12 protein-coding genes are annotated in these 17971 nt (G+C 41.1%); all 12 read right to left on the bottom strand.

Annotated features, from left to right (window positions below; translation table 11 throughout):
* Window positions 1-41: 41 nt before the first annotated feature.
* Window positions 42-572, bottom strand: a complete 531-nt coding sequence (locus ACY8D0_RS05490; protein WP_462409466.1) for a TetR/AcrR family transcriptional regulator — start codon at window positions 570-572, stop codon at window positions 42-44.
* Between the two features lie 298 nt (window positions 573-870).
* Window positions 871-2715: a rhamnogalacturonan lyase gene (locus ACY8D0_RS05485; RefSeq protein ID WP_462409465.1), complete on the bottom strand. Its 1845-nt coding sequence runs from the start codon at window positions 2713-2715 to the stop codon at window positions 871-873.
* 38 nt (window positions 2716-2753) lie between these two features.
* A complete protein-coding gene (locus ACY8D0_RS05480) occupies window positions 2754-3398 on the bottom strand; it encodes a YesL family protein (protein WP_462409464.1) in 645 nt (214 codons plus the stop codon).
* Between the two features lie 102 nt (window positions 3399-3500).
* Window positions 3501-4799, bottom strand: coding sequence for a hypothetical protein (locus ACY8D0_RS05475; protein WP_462409463.1), 1299 nt, complete (start codon window positions 4797-4799; stop codon window positions 3501-3503).
* Window positions 4800-4819: 20 nt separating this feature from the next.
* Entirely contained in the window at window positions 4820-5509 is a 690-nt protein-coding gene (locus ACY8D0_RS05470) for a DUF1961 family protein (protein ID WP_462409462.1), read from the bottom strand.
* Window positions 5510-5517: 8 nt separating this feature from the next.
* A complete protein-coding gene (locus ACY8D0_RS05465; protein ID WP_462409461.1) occupies window positions 5518-8124 on the bottom strand; it encodes an exo-rhamnogalacturonan lyase family protein in 2607 nt (868 codons plus the stop codon).
* A 99-nt stretch (window positions 8125-8223) separates the two neighbouring features.
* Window positions 8224-9765, bottom strand: coding sequence for an extracellular solute-binding protein (locus tag ACY8D0_RS05460; protein ID WP_462409460.1), 1542 nt, complete (start codon window positions 9763-9765; stop codon window positions 8224-8226).
* A 54-nt stretch (window positions 9766-9819) separates the two neighbouring features.
* Window positions 9820-10701, bottom strand: coding sequence for a carbohydrate ABC transporter permease (locus ACY8D0_RS05455; protein WP_462409459.1), 882 nt, complete (start codon window positions 10699-10701; stop codon window positions 9820-9822).
* A gap of 12 nt (window positions 10702-10713) precedes the next feature.
* Window positions 10714-11637: an ABC transporter permease gene (locus ACY8D0_RS05450; RefSeq protein ID WP_462409956.1), complete on the bottom strand. Its 924-nt coding sequence runs from the start codon at window positions 11635-11637 to the stop codon at window positions 10714-10716.
* Between the two features lie 173 nt (window positions 11638-11810).
* Complete coding sequence (locus tag ACY8D0_RS05445) at window positions 11811-15116, bottom strand: glycoside hydrolase family 2 protein (RefSeq protein WP_462409458.1); 3306 nt, start codon at window positions 15114-15116, stop codon at window positions 11811-11813.
* A gap of 74 nt (window positions 15117-15190) precedes the next feature.
* Window positions 15191-16042 (bottom strand): helix-turn-helix transcriptional regulator, encoded by an 852-nt coding sequence (locus tag ACY8D0_RS05440; RefSeq protein ID WP_462409457.1) that lies wholly within the window; start codon window positions 16040-16042, stop codon window positions 15191-15193.
* A gap of 393 nt (window positions 16043-16435) precedes the next feature.
* Window positions 16436-17941: a right-handed parallel beta-helix repeat-containing protein gene (locus tag ACY8D0_RS05435; protein ID WP_462409456.1), complete on the bottom strand. Its 1506-nt coding sequence runs from the start codon at window positions 17939-17941 to the stop codon at window positions 16436-16438.
* Window positions 17942-17971: the final 30 nt, after the last annotated feature.

Below are 17971 nucleotides of genomic sequence, written 5' to 3'. Positions count from 1 at the left end.
GAGTGTATTAAAATGATACATTTATGAGGATTTGTTTCATTTTAAAGCATGACTTGATTGAAGATTTCGAATAACTCCTCTTTTTGGTAATGATATTCTTTACTAATCCAATTTTGCAAAATGGTCATGATCGAAGTGGCATAGAGTTCACACATGACTTCAGGATATTTGGACTGATTGATTTTATTTGAAATTAGATCATTCTCTGTTTTTGAGTGTTCACGTAATATATTGCTAGCGATTTTAACCAAGCTTTTAAAAAGTATATGACCGTCCGATCCTAACAAAGTATTTTCAAATAACACGAAATTTTCTTCTATATAATCGACCAATAATTTGAAAGGGTCCGTGCTGGAATTTTTATTTAATTTAATCAGTTCCTCAGATAAATGATAAATAAAATCCCTGAGCAAGCTGTATTTATCTTCATAATACCGATAAAACGTAGTACGATGAATCATCGCCTCTTCACATATATCTTGAATCGTAATCGAAGAGAATCGTTTCGTTTGAAGGACATGCATAAAACTCTGAATGATTTGTCGACGTGTGCGTTCGGTAGTATAGGTCATGATATACGTTCCCAGTTTGATGTTTTTCTATATCGAATAATCAGCGTTTCTTTCACAACCCATTCCCCCTAGTGATACATTATCAATAGTATAATCTTACAACATATTTAAAGCTATGATAGGAAGTGATGATGACCTAATTTATTCTACAAAATTAAAGCAGGATTCTACAAAGTTGGGAGTTATTATAAAAATATTACTAGTTATTCTACAATATTTGGGGTAAATCCCCCAAAAAAACAGCGAACAGTGCCAGGCACTGTTCGCTGTAGTTCCATCACATTCTTCTAACCGCTGCCTAATATGAACCCTCATCTTTCTGTTGATTCTTCACTTCATATATTTTAGGAACCGGCGGCTTCTCCATATTATGCCCAAGGAAAAATCCTGGGTGTGGAGGCTGGTTATAGGCAACATTCTGCCAGGCAATCGCCAGCCGATAATTGGGGTCATGCATGAGAGTATAGATTCGATGGTCTGTCACATCGGTCGTCGTATAGATTCTTAGGGCCGTGCTATCATCGGTACGCCAAATAACCTCTTCTCTCCAGTCTCCAAAAATATCTGCTTGCAAACAAGGGTTTCCCTTTGTACCGTTGTTTGACCTCGTGCCATCAGCCGTCAAAATGTTCACAAGTCTTCCATTCTCATAATCCCATTTATCAATTTTTCCTACACCAATACCCGTTTTTGGATCGTACTCGTGGTCCAGGAGTTCTCTTAACAAATCCCCGTCCCACCAGATGGCAAAATTAAACGACTGCGGATTGGAATCAGAGATCTTCTCACCAGAACTGTTATATAGACCTGCTCCACCTGTTTTCCAATGGGTCGATGACCAAACTTCCACTCCTTCATAGCGCGGGTCAATATCTGCGGCCATTCCTCTTCCTACATCTTCAACCGATGGAATTCCCCATAGAATTTCCCCAGTTTTTGCATCATGGATTTCCGTTCCTTTTTCTTGAGGCACCTCATGGACTTGAAAAATCTCCAAGCCTGGCCTGCTTGGAATCAAATTCCCCACATGGATGGCGTCCCCGTGGCCCAAACCGGTTGTATACAGTCCTGTCCCATCATGGTCGATGACACAGGATCCATAGATAATTTCGTCTTTTCCATCTTCGTCGACATCCGCCACACTGACACTATGATTTCCCTGTCCGGAATATCCTTCATTTCCAGGCTCGAGACTATCAAACTTCCAAACTTTCGTCAGCTCTCCATCACGCCAATTATAAGCAACTAGGACAGCCCTGGTGTAGTAACCACGGCACATGACCAGACTTGGTCTTACTCCATCAAGATAGGCAATACATGCCAGAAAACGGTCGACCCGGTTGCCTTCATCATCACCCCAGTCAGCACCTTTTCCCCGTGGAGGGTCGTACTCGGTTGTCACTAGTTCTTTTCCAGTCAATCCATCAAAAATGGTTAGAAATTCTGGACCTTCCAAAATAAAGCCATCTTTATTTCGGTAATCGGCATCCCTATCACCAATCACCTTTCCTTCCCCGTCAATGGTACCATCTGCCGTTTTACAGGCAATTTCAGCCTTCCCATCTCCATCCAGGTCATAAACCAAGAATTGGGTATAATGTGCCCCAGCCCGGATATTTTTTCCTAAATCGATCCTCCATAAATGTCTTCCGTTTAATTTATAAGCATCTAAATAAACATTTCCTGTATACCCCTTATGGGCATTATCATGTGAATTGGATGGATCCCATTTAAGGATAATCTCGTATTCCCCATCTCCATCCACATCCCCCACACTGGCGTCATTAGCGCTATAGGTATAAGAAACGCCATCGGGGGAAGTGCCTCCCTCCGGTTTTTTTAGAGGAATGGTCAAATAGTTTGTATCCCACACTTCTGCTTTCTCTGATGGGGGCTGTTCCTCCCCCTTTAATACAGCACATACCCAATATGTAGAATCTTCATTTTCCTCACTGTCCAAATAATTGGTACTGGTTGTTATAGGGGAAGGATTGACTTTAACCCCATCGCGATATAGGTTAAAGGAAATCTCATCCGGGTCGGTTCCGAACAGGCGCCATCCGAGATAGACCCCATTTTTAACCTTTACGGCAATCAAGCCCCGATTTAGATGTTCCATTTGACGTAATGTTTCTGGTTCCATTTAACGTTCCTCCAAATTTGACAATTGATTAGTAAAATTTATTTATTTATAGCGCTGTCATTTTCCGCCGATTTAAGAATTTTTGCAAACCCTAAATTAGCAGCCCACATGAAAACTATCGCCACAAGACTGACACTGAATAAAGGCAGAATGGCAGGAAAAGCCCAAACGATAAAGCACATGGCGAATAGTGCACCCATCATGATAATGGTTCCGGTTACATTTGTAAGTCCAAACAGGAGCGCATATTTAAAATATTGCGGGATCTTTAAATCGTAATGTACGAATATCGGAAAAATGTACATGAGCAAAAGAAGAAAAAAGAAACAAGTGACAATAAATGCCACTAAAAGGGCAATGGAATGAAATCCATTTCTGGCTGTTAGATAAACAAAATCGATATAGATGATAAAGCCTATGACAAACAAAACGACCCCAATTAGATTAGTTTTCGCAAAACTCTTTCGATAATTTTCCCAAAAGCTTTGAAATATCGGTATTTCCGGCTCTCCTCTGATCCATTTGCGGACAACGGCAAAAACAGAAGTGGTCGCAGGCATCATTCCAAACACAATCGCCCCCATCAGTGTAAACAGTAACCAAAGGATATTTAGGTAGGCCAATCGCATAATCCATTCGGAGATACGGTAGATTCCATTAGTCATACCACTAAGTTGCATCATTCATCACCTCCGCCCCATGTTGTTTTCTAGTGAGATATAAAAACCAAACTGATTTACCTTTTTAGAAATTCAGTTTGTAACCCATCTCCATTCAGTACTGACTCAGTTATATTCCCCACCAGGATAAAGTGTGGAACTGTACAATCTTTTCGATTGAGGTAAACTCCTGTTAGCTAGCTTTTCATTATTTTGGCTATGGGAAAAAATAAAGGCATGGTGATCATCATAGATAATAATTTGCTCTGTTCCATTTCCATATAGATCACCGTGAACAACGTAGCCATCGACAGGAAAAGTGAGAACAGGCTGTAAATATCCATCATATAAACCTGGCAGCACACCGTCTCCTCTTCGATAGGCCAATATATAATCCAGATCGTTGTCGTCCCAGTTAGTGACCGTATCGATAATCGTCAACCAGCCTTCTGATTGGCGATTTTCTTTGCAAATTTCGTTACCATGAGCATCTAAGAGAAACATCCCGTCTTTTCCATTTTTATTTCCGCCACGGCCACGGATGATCCGGTCCAATCCGGCAATCTGCAAGCCCGGAATATCCTTTCTGAACTTGCCGACACATACATGCTGTGACTCAATTGACCCTTCATAACGCCATATTTCATTCCCTGTATGGTCATACATAACCGTCACACTGCCGCCGATAATGAGCTGTTTATTTTCTGGAGGAGTTTCATACACGTCAGCAACCCAAATACAGTCCGCATGGTCCTCCAGATTGTGACAAGCCCATTGCTTCTGTCCTTTATGGTTAAGGAAGTCATAACCGGCCATTACTTCGTCATAACCATCGCCATCAAAATCATACACCCAAGGAAAATGCCCCGTATTTCCTGAGTGCGTCCATAGTAAATTGAAATCGTTGTCAAAAGCCCACATTTTTTTGTACCGATTTTTTAGGATAATATCCTGCGGGAATGGGTTACCAGATAAATTGGCGATGATGATACAATCATGTGCTTCCGGATCAGGCAAGTCATACTGTTTTTTGACAGTCCCTGTTGCGCCATCCAAGATGGTAAATTTCTTATCCATGACACATAACACTTCATTATTCCCATCACCATCAATATCGTAAATCTGGGCAGGATAATCGGAACCTGGTCCCCCTGCATCAGGGTCGGGAACCCCTGTCTGCCATAGCAAGTTCCCCTCTAAATCAAAAGCGGTTAAACATTGGACTTGATGGGGAACATAACGGTCATCAATTCCTCCATCCGCTTGCACCATTAGCATTTCCATTCGGCCATCTCCGTTCAAATCGCCAATGAGCATCTTGCTGCGAAAACCCGCTTCGCTAATATCAATTTTCGTTAACAATACAGGCTCGTTTTTTCCCATTTTGGAGTGTGCAGTTCCTTTTGTCATTTGGTCTTTCTCCATGTACGGATGTCCCCCATAGATTATTTTTGTTTGATTTCATAGACTTTCAGATTGGCATATTCAGCGATTAGTGGCGAGGTTTGCCGGAATCCAATTTTTCCGCCCGATAAAAATGGTCCATAACTTTCTCCATCGTCCTCCCAGCTAAAGACAACTAGTTCGTTAATGGAGAATTGTATTTTTTCTTCATATTTCTCCAGTTTGATTTGGTAGGGCCCTTTTGCATCCGCGACGGAAGGGATGGGGTCTGCCCCTTGTGTCACTAAGTGAAACCCGTAGCTTTTTCTTAGGTTACACGTGTGAAAAATGCGTTCATCCGGTTCTTTTCTGCGGAAATACGATACATGAAAAGCATTGATATCCCCGTGATGATACTGATCATAAACACCATTCCTATTTTGTAAGGATGGGTCAAAAAGGTCTTTTCCCTCTTTACCTTTGGCGGCAAAGAATAATATACAAAGCCCAGGTTCTGCAATCGGCCAAAAATCCCAGGTAACCGCGATATTGGAAGGAAACTCTTCCGGACACCAATAGACAAAATTGGACTTTTGCCCTTCTTTTGGGTCACGCTTATTCTCCATCCTCATTCGGTTTAAGGGAAAAGTAATGGCCGCCTCTCCTTCCATTCTAAAATCGGCCACATCCTGCTCAGATTGCAGTGCATTTTCATAGATCAATGTGTATTCAAAGTTATCCCTGTTGAGCATCTAATCTTTTAAACTCCTTTCGGAAATGATTCAACCTGTTTCACAGTTTCTTTTTGTACAAGAGCGTCCCCAATAAATCCAATACACATAATCGCATTAATCGACCATTGTGAAACGGTATTAGTGGTTACCCATGGGAGTTCATGAATGGGTCGAATCACCTCATCTTCTTTTACTAATAAAGTTTCTTCATTAATAGATGATTTTCCTACTTTATCATTCAATAATATGGACCATGCTACTTCTGAAAGTTCGGTATTATTTTTTTTCATGGCAGCATAGGCAGTAATACCCGTTGAGAACATCGGCCAGGCATAGCTGCCTTTTCTAAATTCTACAGATGTAGAACGAACCTTTTCTTCCCACGGAAGATTATAAAACTCGCCAATTTCAATTAACATCTCTTCCCATTCAGGATCATCGATTAATGGCGTAAGCTCGAACCATACCTGTGGCTCACCCATACAAATGGCTAAGTGTCCCCCGGCAAAGTTCCCTATATCATAAATTTTTCCGGTTTTTGGATCATACCCATAGGCAGCTAAAGCCTTCATTTTAAGCGGCATCTTTTTCAAACAGTCTATACCAGTCAAAATTTTGTCTCGATACTCTGTATCTTCATATCGCTCCCAGCGGGTCATCCAATTGGATACAAATGCAGCCCAATCCGGTCCAATTCGAGTGTGCGTTGGATAATTGTCTTTCGGAAAGTAGGCCCGCATCGGATCAAGATTAACAGTGGTGTAATCGGCGTTCACCACTTCATCCATAATGTCGCCAATGCGCTCATCGGCTGTTAAATAATAATAGAATCGGTGAAGGCCTGCCATCGCAATCCTTGCTTCTTTACAACCACAGCCCCAGTGGATGACATTATGCCTCGACCCGAGCCCGGCGTATTCTCCCATATGATAAACATCCACCTCACTTGTATGACGGGTCATTGCTTCCGCCATACGGAAGATGTCGGATTTTCCTGACCGTAAGAACATGTACCATAGCCACATGTTCGGCACCAATTCGGTATTTTGCCATGCATAGCCGCCAATATCATAGCGCCACGTGTGCCTTACATGATCATACGTGTGCATGACATCCCCATAGTTCCAGAATCCGTACCACCGTCTTTGTTCCACCTCTTTTTGGTAGAAATCAATCGTCTGATCTAGTTTTTCTTCTATTTCTTGTAGTGCTGGTGTACGGCGGTCTTCCAAACTCCATTCACCAAAAGCCTTTACCTCATGGTAATATTGTGGTTCACACACAAATAATGCCGGGTTCTCTTTATCACGGTTCCATTGCAGCAGTTCGCCATGTGATGGCGTACGGTCGAAGCAATGAATAACAAGTTCACTTGTATTGGCAATCCCATAAGGAGTGCTGCGCATTTCCTCAAATCCTTCATAGGAGGATTTCAAATGCGTTTCCGTATCATAATGGCGAAGGTCCATTGTCTCTCCATCCGGTGACCAAAACCATGCCTTTAATTCTGCTGTATCTTCAGCCGTACCGCTGACTTCTAAAGAAGAAGGATATCTTTTCCAAAAATTCCGAACTCCTGTTGCCATCCCTCCATTTTCACTGCCTACATAGATCGTTCCACCAGCACGATGGCCAGCAGCCGCATGCAGCCAGCTGCACCCTGTTTTCGTTTGTTTGGACAGACAATAGCTGTCCGCTGACTGCTGCACAAGTTTAAACCGGTCCCAAACGGCGGCATCATCCAAAATGTCGAGAAACTTCTCATCCTGATTTTCATCAAAGGTAATAAAGGCACCAGACTGTTGCTTTTTAAATAACTCTTCATATTTTCCTACAGTCCGCATGGTTGCCAAATTCTTAGGCGACTCGCTAAATAAACCGGTATCACCGACTAGACGGACATGACGATTATATAAAGGACCTTTCATCGGTACAGAAAAAGACATGCCCAATCCTTTAATGTAATCTTCATGCGGATTGCCATCGTAGACGAAGGTATGATTGATTTTAATCGATGCTTGATTCACATAAAAATAGAATCGTAATGTAAAAGGAATCCAGAGTCTTCCCCCATTTACCCGCTCATGTCTGCCCTCTACCTTTACGGTACAGCGAATCGGGCCATCCTGTTCAACCGCTGCTCGAGAAATATGACTGACAAAGTCCTCCTCTTTCTTGATGCGATAACCCGTCGTTTGACTCCTTTCTTCTCGAATCAGGTTTAATTGGCTTCCTGTGCATATGACTCTATTTTCCCGGGTGATTTGTTTAATAATGGTATTTCCACGTTTATTCAATTGACACACGATACTGCCTGTATCAATTTCTATGTATTCTTCAGATTCTTTAACAGTTAGGGTGCCATCTGAATATTCGCTTTTTCCTAGTTTCATTTTGTATTGGTCTTCCACTTTTCCATCAAAAGACGCAGCATGCGCTGTCCACTTAACACTTCCATCCGGCCAAAATGCAGTGGGCCATGTTTGGATTGGCTGCGGCTTCCCTTGTTCGTTGACCAACACCAGCTGATCCTGTCGCGAAAGAACACCCCGTTTCCACGGGACTCCCCATGTGACCCCCTTTCTTCCTGACGATTGATGATCCAGCCACTTCAGTTTGATATGAGATGTCATGAAACCGCCCTCTTCCCTTCAATAGTTAAATGAAGAATCGAGCTATGCTAAACACAGCCCGATTCGATTCAGTTAAAATCATCCATTAAATTATAACGCTTACTTTTTGGTTTTGGAGTATAGTTGGTTCATTTCTTTTGTCACTTGGTCTCCGCCTTGGGATCTCCACTGGTCGATTGCGGCTTTAAGACCAGCTTTGTCGATTTGTCCGGAAATATACTTAATTCTTGCATCGTCAATAATTTGATCAAGTTGGGCTCCCATACGACTATATGTCTCTGAAATCAATCCCGCAGCCGGGTTGCCCACTACATATTTTTCGTTTTCCTTTTGAATTTCTGCTTCTTTTTCTCTTAATGGTGTTTGTTGTGGTTTAATCGTTAAATCCTCAGGGATAAACGTTTGAAACTGGTTCAAATCCTGCAGGTCTTTCAGCACTGACTTATCAGTAGTTGCAACAACATAGCCATTTCCATCTAATGTATACTGTTTGCCTTTAATCCCATGGAATAATAATCTTTGATTTTCTTGATTATTGGTTTGGTCAATGAATTTAAGTACTCTTTTCAATTCTGCTTCTGTTTTAACGGCAGGTTTGGGGATTAACAATAGGTTACTAAATCCAGATGTTGGCAGATAATGCTTTTTCCCATCCGGATCAGCCACACCACCAAGAGCCGTCATAAATGTTTTTTGTTCTTGCTGTTCGGCAGTTGAATTTTCACCAAATTCAAGCTTATCCAGCTCTTTTTCGATTCTGTGCGCTGAATCTACAACGTCTACAATGACCCCTGCTTTATTATTTTGAATATCGTCGTACCATTTCGACGGAGGCATGGCAGCAAAATCTTTGTTGATGAGACCTTCATCAAATAACTTTTTGAAGTAATCCAGTGCTTCTTGATATTCAGGGAATTCAAAATACGGTTTTAATTTTCCTTTTTCCACTCCCCATTCGTTCGGGACACCAAACCAAGTTTGGATGTTATCCCATGGACCACTGAATTGAGAAACTGTCATACCATACGTATCATCTTTTCCATTTCCATCCGGGTCATCATTTTTAAACGCAACGAGTATCTTGTATAAGTCATCAGTAGTTTTCGGTTCTTGTAATCCCAGTTTGTCTAACCAGTCTTTCCGAATCATTATACCATTTCTTCCCAGTGCTCTTATTCTTGGAATCCCGTATAACGTTCCGTTTATGGAAGCATTCTGCCTAATAATTGGGTTCAATTTCTTTAAATTTGGGTAATCATCTATGTATTTGCCTACATCCCAGAATTCCCCGGATTGTGCAGCTTTCACATAGCTACTTGCTGAAACCATGATGTCAGGCAAATCTCCGGAAGCCAGCGTGATGCTAAATTTGTCTGGATAGGTATCATTCGGTGTCCATCTTAAATGGATATCTGTATTCGTTTCCTCTTCCAGTTTCTTCACAACCGTACTATTTTCGTCAGCTAGTTCTTGATCAAAGGAAGGCATCATAATCGTAATATCGAGTGGTTTGTTACTATCACTTTCACCACCCTTTTTACTTTTAGTACTTGCTGATTCATTGTTTGAACACCCAGCAGTAATTCCTGCGACCAATAGACTAGAGACAACCACTGGTAATGCGCGTTTCGTTAACTTCATTCCATTTTCCCCCTTTGTTTTTTGAAAAGAAATAAATGCAGCTGTCATGTCCCCTTAGCTTTTAACCGATCCTAGCAACACCCCCTTAGTGAAGTACTTTTGTAAGAACGGATAGACTAAGAGAATTGGGACCGTTCCTACGGCAATCGTTGCCATTTTAACGGTTTGTGCCGGCGGTTCTACAAAGTTAGGATCCAAACGATCACCAGCAGCCACCACATTTTGGGACAATGCCACCACTTGCCTTAAAATAACTTGCAGCGGCCATTTTTCCGGACTATTAATATAGAGCAGCGCTGCCGTAAAATCGTTCCAGTGCCCTACTGCATAGAATAGGGAAAAGGTTGCGAGAATGGGCTTGGATAAAGGCAAATAAATTCTCCAGAGAACCCCCAATTCATTACATCCATCGATACGGGCTGCATCTTCGAGCTCCTTAGGCAGTTCTTGAAAGAAGTTTTTAACAATGATCAGGTTAAACGCACTGATTGCACCTGGGATCATCAATGCCCAATAAGTGTCTAGCAAGCCAAGGCCCTTTACGACCATATAGGTCGGAATCATGCCGCCACCAAACAACATCGAAAAAATCACTAAGCCAAGAATTTTATTTCTGCCCCTTAAATCTCTTCTAGACAGTGGATAAGCCATTGTCATGGTAAAAAACATATTCACCAGTGTACCTATTACGGTTACATAGACTGAAACACCAAGGCTTCTAACCAAGGAACCATTAGAGAAAATATACTCGTAGGCATCCATTGAAATCGTCTTTGGTATAATAAAAAATGCTCTCGACCTTAATTCCGCATCTGTTGCAAACGAACCCGCGATAATATAGATAAATGGCAGCACCGTACATAATGCAAACAAGATCAAGATGACGTAATTTAAACAATCAAAAATTTTGCCGCCTGTTGAATTCCACTTCCGCATGTTTGATCCCCCTTAGTAAAGTCCCTCTTCGCCAAATTTCTTGGCCAGTTTATTCGCACCCAATACAAGAATGATAGAAATGACTGACTTAAACAATCCAACAGCCGTTGCAAAGCTGAATTGCCCGCTAGTTAAACCAATGTAGTAAACATAGGTATCGAAAACATCCGCAACCGAGCGGTTTAACGAGTTACTCATCAGATAAATGTGTTCAAAGCCATTGTCCAAGAAATGTCCCAGTTTAAGAATTAACAAGATGACAATCGTGCTTCGAATAGCTGGCAATGTAATATGCCATAGTTGCCGCCATCTTCCGGCACCATCCATCATAGCCGCTTCATACAATTCTGAATTCACACCCGTCAAAGCAGCCAAAATGATAATGGTGCTCCATCCGGTGGTCTGCCAAACGGTTTGAATAATAATTAAGGGTCTAAACCATTGGGGATCCGTTAAAAATGGAATCGTATGACCGGTTACATTTTTGACAATTTCATTGATATAACCGCCGCTAGTCGTAAAAAACACATAGGTCATACTGGTAACTACTACCATCGATATAAAGTGTGGAACATATATTAACGTTTGAATTCCTCTTTTTATGAGTGCGTTTTTCAATTCATTTAGCATCAAGGCAACGATAATCGGTAACGGAAAGACAAGGACCAAATTTAAAAACGATAAAATTAAGGTATTTTTAAATAACCGCAAGAAATCAGGGCTTTGGAAGAAGAATTTGAAATTATCGAGTCCTACCCATTCACTATGCCAGAAACCCAGAAACGGCTGATAGTCTTGAAAGGCGATCAACACGCCCCACATGGGCAAATACTTAAAAAGCAGAAAGTATAGTAGACCTGGCGCAGCTAAGAGATACAACCACTTATCTCTTTTTAAACTTTGAAACAATGCTGACCTCTTGTTTGGCTTTACCATTAACGCCGGTTCACTCATTGCTTCTACTGAAGAACTTGCATCTTTCACTAAAATCTCCCCTTTATTGATGCCATCTTGATTTACTAAATCAATGATTGCTAATTATTTCACATTTTACTATTGTCAAAATATTTTAAAAATTTATAGCCCGCACGTTCCTTTGCTTCATTCCATCATGGAAGTTCAATCCTGAATAAGTTTGCCTTTTCGTCATAATAGGAGATAACGCCACTTATATAGGACACGACCGCATTGATTTCCAAAATAAATACTCCTTGATCATTTATAAATGGTTCAGCATTCAATAGATTCTCTTCCCCATCTACCAAAAGATGCGTCCGGCCCTTTTCAGCTATGATGGTTTTGCCATCTGACGTCAAAGTAAGGAGCCCTTTTTCCGCCTCGTAATCATAGTCAAATAGATGAGGCTGTGTATTTTTCATTCTTTCTAATATGAATAGAATCGGGCTGTAAATGCTTCCGTGTTCATAAGAGCTATAAATCCCCCGTGTATCCGGTTCTTGGCCATTTACGACGATCTTGCAATACACCTTATCATCGGGTGTATACTTTACAGCGTCTGCCTCAAGGTTCGCCTCGAATGGATAAAAACTCCTAGGCGGGACCTCAGCATAAGTGGGAGCCAATACCTGAGGAAACTCAAGTGACAAAGCTCCTGTATCGACTGGCTTGCTTTGAATCGTAACGGAAGCTTCCGGAAGTCCCTTCATTTTTGCCGTCAATCGAATATTTCCCGCATTTCTGGTAGAACGGATGAATACTCGATTATTACCGCACTCCGCATACACATGATTTTGATGAATCACGCTATCCTCTTTTCCGTACCCATTGAACCGTCCGCTATTATAGCCGCCAAGGAAAATTCCTTCACCTTCTATGGTAAAATCAATTCTGTTATCGGCTATTGGATGCAGGCGGCCTTTTTCATCCAGGACCTCCACATCTACATAAGCAATGTCCGTTCCGTCGGCTAACAGTCCTTGATCACCGGCATGTGCCCTCAGCCTCAATTGGAATGGTTCTGCTGCCGTTTCGATGGTTTCGTCCGCTACCTGATTTCCCCCATAATCATAGCCCCTGGCAGTAATGGAACCCGATTGTGTGATATCAATAGGATAAAAAGGGAAAACAAAGGTATTTACCGGTTTGTCACATATCCCAGCCAATTTTCCATTGATGAAAAGCTCGATCTTGGCAATGGAATAACTGCCAATCACGTAAACTGTTTTGTCCTTAGGATTCCGTAACCTATATTCGCCTGTTTTTCTCCAGTGAGTGCCATCAAATTCCTTCACCGCATAACGATAATTCGTATCTCCCTCGGGAGGATAATTCCAGTGTCCTACTATTTTTATCATTGGAACAGGTGATTGCATGGTTCGAAAAATTTCAAAGTTTTGCTTCTTTATTCGTACAGGATCTACACGTCCACTCATTCTGGCATTTTCACTGGCTGCTTGTCTCCCATGCTGGGCAGAGTCAGTCCAGCATAACGCTGCCGCTGCAGAATAATAATTTTTCCCAGAGGCCCCGCCGATACGGTCATTGAAAAATTCCGCATACCCTTTGGCTGCATGAAGGGCATGATCCTCTGCAGTCAGATCGTGACAGTCAACACCAATTTGTTTCCTTCCGCCACGCCCAAGCCATACATTATCATAATCAAAATCTGGGGGTGTGAAATCATCCCAAACACGTCTTGGTGCTTCCTCGCGCAAATATTCCGTTTCCGTAACTGGCATTTTTTCCGATTGGTAGCGTCCCGCATGACGATTTAACATCGTGCCTGCATATTCTGCCTCGGCCAAGACTTCTTCCGTATTTAAGGTACGGCACCCCATATATCTGCCGCCATTAGGGTCAAGCTTTTCTTTTAATAAGCGCATTTCACGCATATGTTCCTTACTGATTGCGTTATTCCCCGCCTCCCAGAAAAAAATCGACGGATTGTTTCTAAAATAGATGATAATATCACGCATTAATTCCACACGCTGATCCCACTGTCTTCCGAAGTTTTCCTTTTCCTTATCGCCCGCTGGCTGTGTACATACCACTCCATAGCGGTCAAAAGATCGGATATCAGCCGGGGAACCCGCAACATGCATAAATCGGATATGATTGGCATTACTTTCACGGATTAATTTCGCATCCATATCTTTGAGCCAGTCCGGGGCCGTACCAATCGCAGCCCATTCATTGGCAGCACGCTGGGCATACCCTGTAAGCCATACTTTTGTTTCATTAATAAGCAATCCACCCTCAAAATCATAGGAAACCTTTCTAAAGCCTGTCACAGTCGTTACTGAATCACAAACCTCTCCATTTTGAATGAGGTTTGTTTGTACTGTATAGAGATAGGGATCCTCTGGTGACCAAAAACGCAGGTCTGAAATTAAATTGGAAACACTTACATTCGAAACCTCAACTGACTCTGTTACGGTGGGTTGGACATCATCTTCAGATAGCGGTATGTAACTATTTCCTTCTTTTTTGTATGCATCTGGTGGAGTAATCGATAATGGTGGGTATTCAGGGAGATTCTTCGCTGCTGGAATAAAGACCTGGTCTGAAGACATACGTCCTACTTCTTTTCCCTTATGGTCAAAAATAATCGATTCTAATGTAATGGACTCATCCGAACTAGTCTCATTTCTGATTTCCGCTTGCGAATGGATCGTGGCTTGTTTTTGTTTTAAATCAAATTCCGAACCATAAATATAAACGCCTTTTGTTTGGAGATTGCTATAAATGGGAAGTGTTATATACAGCTTTGGCTTTACATGTAACTTGATATTCTTAGAGATTCCTCCAATACTAGGATTAAAGTCATTGCAATTCCAAAAAAAGCCAACACCTCGAACAGATTCGGGTATACTATCTGGAATTTGCGAGGCCATAAAGGATCCTGGTTTTGCTCCTGGCATATTTGGTGTCTCCGCTGCAAAGGCATCCAAATTTCTAGAGGATGTATTGTCTGTTGCAACGGCAATTAAATTCTCGTGGTCGTAATCAACATACGGAGTTAAGTCAAAGGCAAAAGGCGCCACCCCTGCTTCATAATATCCTGCCATTTTTCCATTTACATAGAGGTAACAGGTTTGACGGATCCCTTCGAATTCGATGAATACTTTTTTACCATGATGAATGGCAGGAAGGCTGAACCATTTTCGATAGAATGCAAACGTTCTTTTTTGTCCGCTTCCAGCATCTTCAATGCGTGAAACGAATAAATCCTTGTCATTATAGGTGTGGGGAACCCCAACCACATCCCAATCCTTTTCAGCATATTCCTCTTCAAAAAAATAGCTTCCCGCGTCATCCTTCCATTTCTTTAATGCTTCATTCAGTGGAAAGGCGTCGGCAACTATAAATTTCCACTCGTAATTAAAGTTATAAACCTGTGACTGATTTTCATCTAATGGTGCTATTTCCCCTTTTGTTTGACTGTTCACTTGCATTTTGATCCCCCTAGCACCTATCATTTAGAAAAGGTTTTTAAGCTTCATTAATAAATTGACAATCCTTTTTCTCCTCAACTATGCAATCTTAAACGTGAACGTTGATATTCTTTTGCCGTAACGCCCACTTTTAATTTAAAATAACGGCTAAAATGTGAAACGCTTTCAAATCCACTTTCAAAAGCTACATCTTTTATTGGCTTACTTGGCTCCATCTCAAGCAAAAACTTCGCTTGATTCAACCGGCACCCCATCAAATATTCCATAACAGTAAACCCTGTCATTTCTTTAAAAACATGGGAGGTATACGATTTACTTATATTGAGATCCACGGATATCTGATCTAAAGTAAGACGTTCTTTATAATTATTTTGAATATATCCTGCAATATTCTCGGCATGCTCTTCCTTTTCAATTTTACTCGTTGTCAGTTTCCTCGAATCCATTTGACCAAGACGATTAACCGTAAATAATATCTCTACCAGCAATACTTTCATCTCTGGTACCACGCTGTGATCATCTAAGTTATATTTATCTCTTAATATAGCAAGCCGCTTAAATAGTTGTTCTAAGAGCTTCGATTCTTCGTTTTCACTGCTGCGAATTAAACAATGATGCAACTTATCAAAAACCTCTAATAGGTGTAAAGCTTTCAATTCGGATAAAACTCCATAAATCCATTCCGGCGAAAAATGACAAGTGCTCCGTATATATTCTTTGTCTTGCTGGACATTTGCTCTGTGCAGGGTTTTGCCATCCATCAATAAAATATCCCCAGGCTCTAGGTCGTATATCTGGTTATGGATCAAATATCGACATGATCCCTCATGAAAAAAATAAATTTCGTAGTGTTCTAAATGGGCATGATAATCAAGCTGCTCCCAAATTCCCTTTGATCGATACCTTACTAATAACGGTTCAACCACATGAACCCATCCTTTCATGAAATTATTTATAGTATATAATTCTCGACATTTTTAGTCATTGCATTAAAGTGTTAAATTTTCTTATAAATTTTACCAGAAATGCTTTTTGTAAACCATTTTAAGTCAAGGAAGTTTTAGAAACATAACTTAATACTTACAAGGGATTATGCCAAAAGAAGGCATTCAGTACTTATGGACTAGTGTTTTTATATTTCATTAGTTCATTTTACTTATCCCAAAATGTTCTGTTATCAGCTATTTAAAACTTCCTTATTAGCAGAATCTCTTACATTTGGAAATTGATTTCCACTCTCGTTTGTTTAAAGAGCCTATTAAAAAAGAGAGAAACACCCACTTGGCTAAATTGGGTGTTTCTCTCTTTCTGGTTATTCCTTATTTGGTTATCAATACATTTGCTTCTTGTAGAAGAAAATCTGCTGGATCCTTATCAATATGCTTTCCTGATTGTGCCTCTATCTCATGGATAAAAGAAGTTAGGTTGTGATCTTTTAGTTTCATCTGGAGGCTGTTGGCGATTCCATCATTATCTATTTTTCCGTCTTTGGTGAATGATGTCACTAGTTGCTGTAAGGAAATAATGGGATCTTGGTCAGCAAGGTAGCCTAATCCGTATTTAGAAAGAGGACTAGTTGGTACAGCACGCATAAATGAAACTTCAGGTAAGCTGCCGTCCGCTTTTCTAGGTGAAGATAATTGGGCCACATCCAGACTTACAACATCTTTTGCAGTAATTGGAAGACCACCATCGATGGTCCATGAATTATTCGCTAGATTTTCTGCCGGTGTTTTATCATAGTCTATATTATCGGTTAATGTACCGATATAAGAGATATTATTGTGTAAAACCTCTCTGTAACCTGGGATGTTGTTTATATCAGTCGGGTCAACGCGCTCTAGCATATTGAAGTTCGCACCATAAGAAAGGCCATTGTTATAGGCCGTGTTATTCGTCCAGTTAGCTGATTGCCCTGGCATATGGTTCGCATAAAAGCCATTGGCCCCGTTATTAACAGCCAAGCAATATCTAACGGTATGAAGTGGCATGGGGTCTGGAATTCCAGTTGTCCGATATGTATATCCGCCGACCTTGAACCCATTTTTGTCTCCGATGCCATTCTGATTACCTTGATTATTAAAAGACCAGTCATGGTCATAAGTTACTGGACCATTTGAACTGAGACTGTCAAATCCATCATCACTGTTATTCCATGCACGGGAGTTAATGAACCAAACGGCATCTCCATGTGCTCCAAAACCATCTGTATTGGAGGCTGAAACATCTGTTGGCCCAATGTTGTTATAAGCATCAGAATTTAGAACAATTCCCGTTCCATGTCCAGTAAAGTTAAAGCCATTCGCTTCATTATCATGGGCAGCCATATTCTCGAAATCAGCTTGACCCCTAATTCTAAAAGCTTCCGATTGCTTTTGGTTCCCTACTTTAACGCCTGTCACCTCAAAACCTTTAAATTTGATACCGGTTACGCGATCTTCCACAAAAAAGGCAGCGACCCGTAAATTAGTGGGTACATTTCTGAAGTCAAAGACAGGTCTTTCTCCAGGATAAGCTTCATAGGTGATTCCACTTTTTTTAATATCATGTACGTAATTATAATCTTTATCTGTCTTTGCAATTTTGAAATCATCATAAATTCCACCACGAATATATACGGTATCCCCAGAGGAGGCTGCTTCTTGCGCTTTCATCACACTTTTAAAAGGAGCTTCTATCGTTCCTGGATGGCTATCACTACCAGTCGGCGAAATGTAGTAGGCATGCTGATCAGCTTGTGTGATTTCATCTGCGTTAACTGCGGTAGTCATAAACAACGAGGCAAACATACAACCGCTCAAAAACAAACTCCCTATTTTTTTCAAAGAAATTTTCTCCTCTCGTCAATCGATTTA

It is taken from the genome of Neobacillus camarae (assembly GCF_054950115.1).
This window is presented reverse-complemented; position numbering and strand designations above follow the sequence as displayed.

Coding starts and splice junctions, on each gene's coding strand:
- ACY8D0_RS05490 (WP_462409466.1), bottom strand. CDS start 572: ATGACCTATACTACCGAACGCACACGTCGACAAATCATTCAGAGTTTT.
- ACY8D0_RS05485 (WP_462409465.1), bottom strand. CDS start 2,715: ATGGAACCAGAAACATTACGTCAAATGGAACATCTAAATCGGGGCTTG.
- ACY8D0_RS05480 (WP_462409464.1), bottom strand. CDS start 3,398: ATGATGCAACTTAGTGGTATGACTAATGGAATCTACCGTATCTCCGAA.
- ACY8D0_RS05475 (WP_462409463.1), bottom strand. CDS start 4,799: ATGGAGAAAGACCAAATGACAAAAGGAACTGCACACTCCAAAATGGGA.
- ACY8D0_RS05470 (WP_462409462.1), bottom strand. CDS start 5,509: ATGCTCAACAGGGATAACTTTGAATACACATTGATCTATGAAAATGCA.
- ACY8D0_RS05465 (WP_462409461.1), bottom strand. CDS start 8,124: ATGACATCTCATATCAAACTGAAGTGGCTGGATCATCAATCGTCAGGA.
- ACY8D0_RS05460 (WP_462409460.1), bottom strand. CDS start 9,765: ATGAAGTTAACGAAACGCGCATTACCAGTGGTTGTCTCTAGTCTATTG.
- ACY8D0_RS05455 (WP_462409459.1), bottom strand. CDS start 10,701: ATGCGGAAGTGGAATTCAACAGGCGGCAAAATTTTTGATTGTTTAAAT.
- ACY8D0_RS05450 (WP_462409956.1), bottom strand. CDS start 11,637: ATGGTAAAGCCAAACAAGAGGTCAGCATTGTTTCAAAGTTTAAAAAGA.
- ACY8D0_RS05445 (WP_462409458.1), bottom strand. CDS start 15,116: ATGCAAGTGAACAGTCAAACAAAAGGGGAAATAGCACCATTAGATGAA.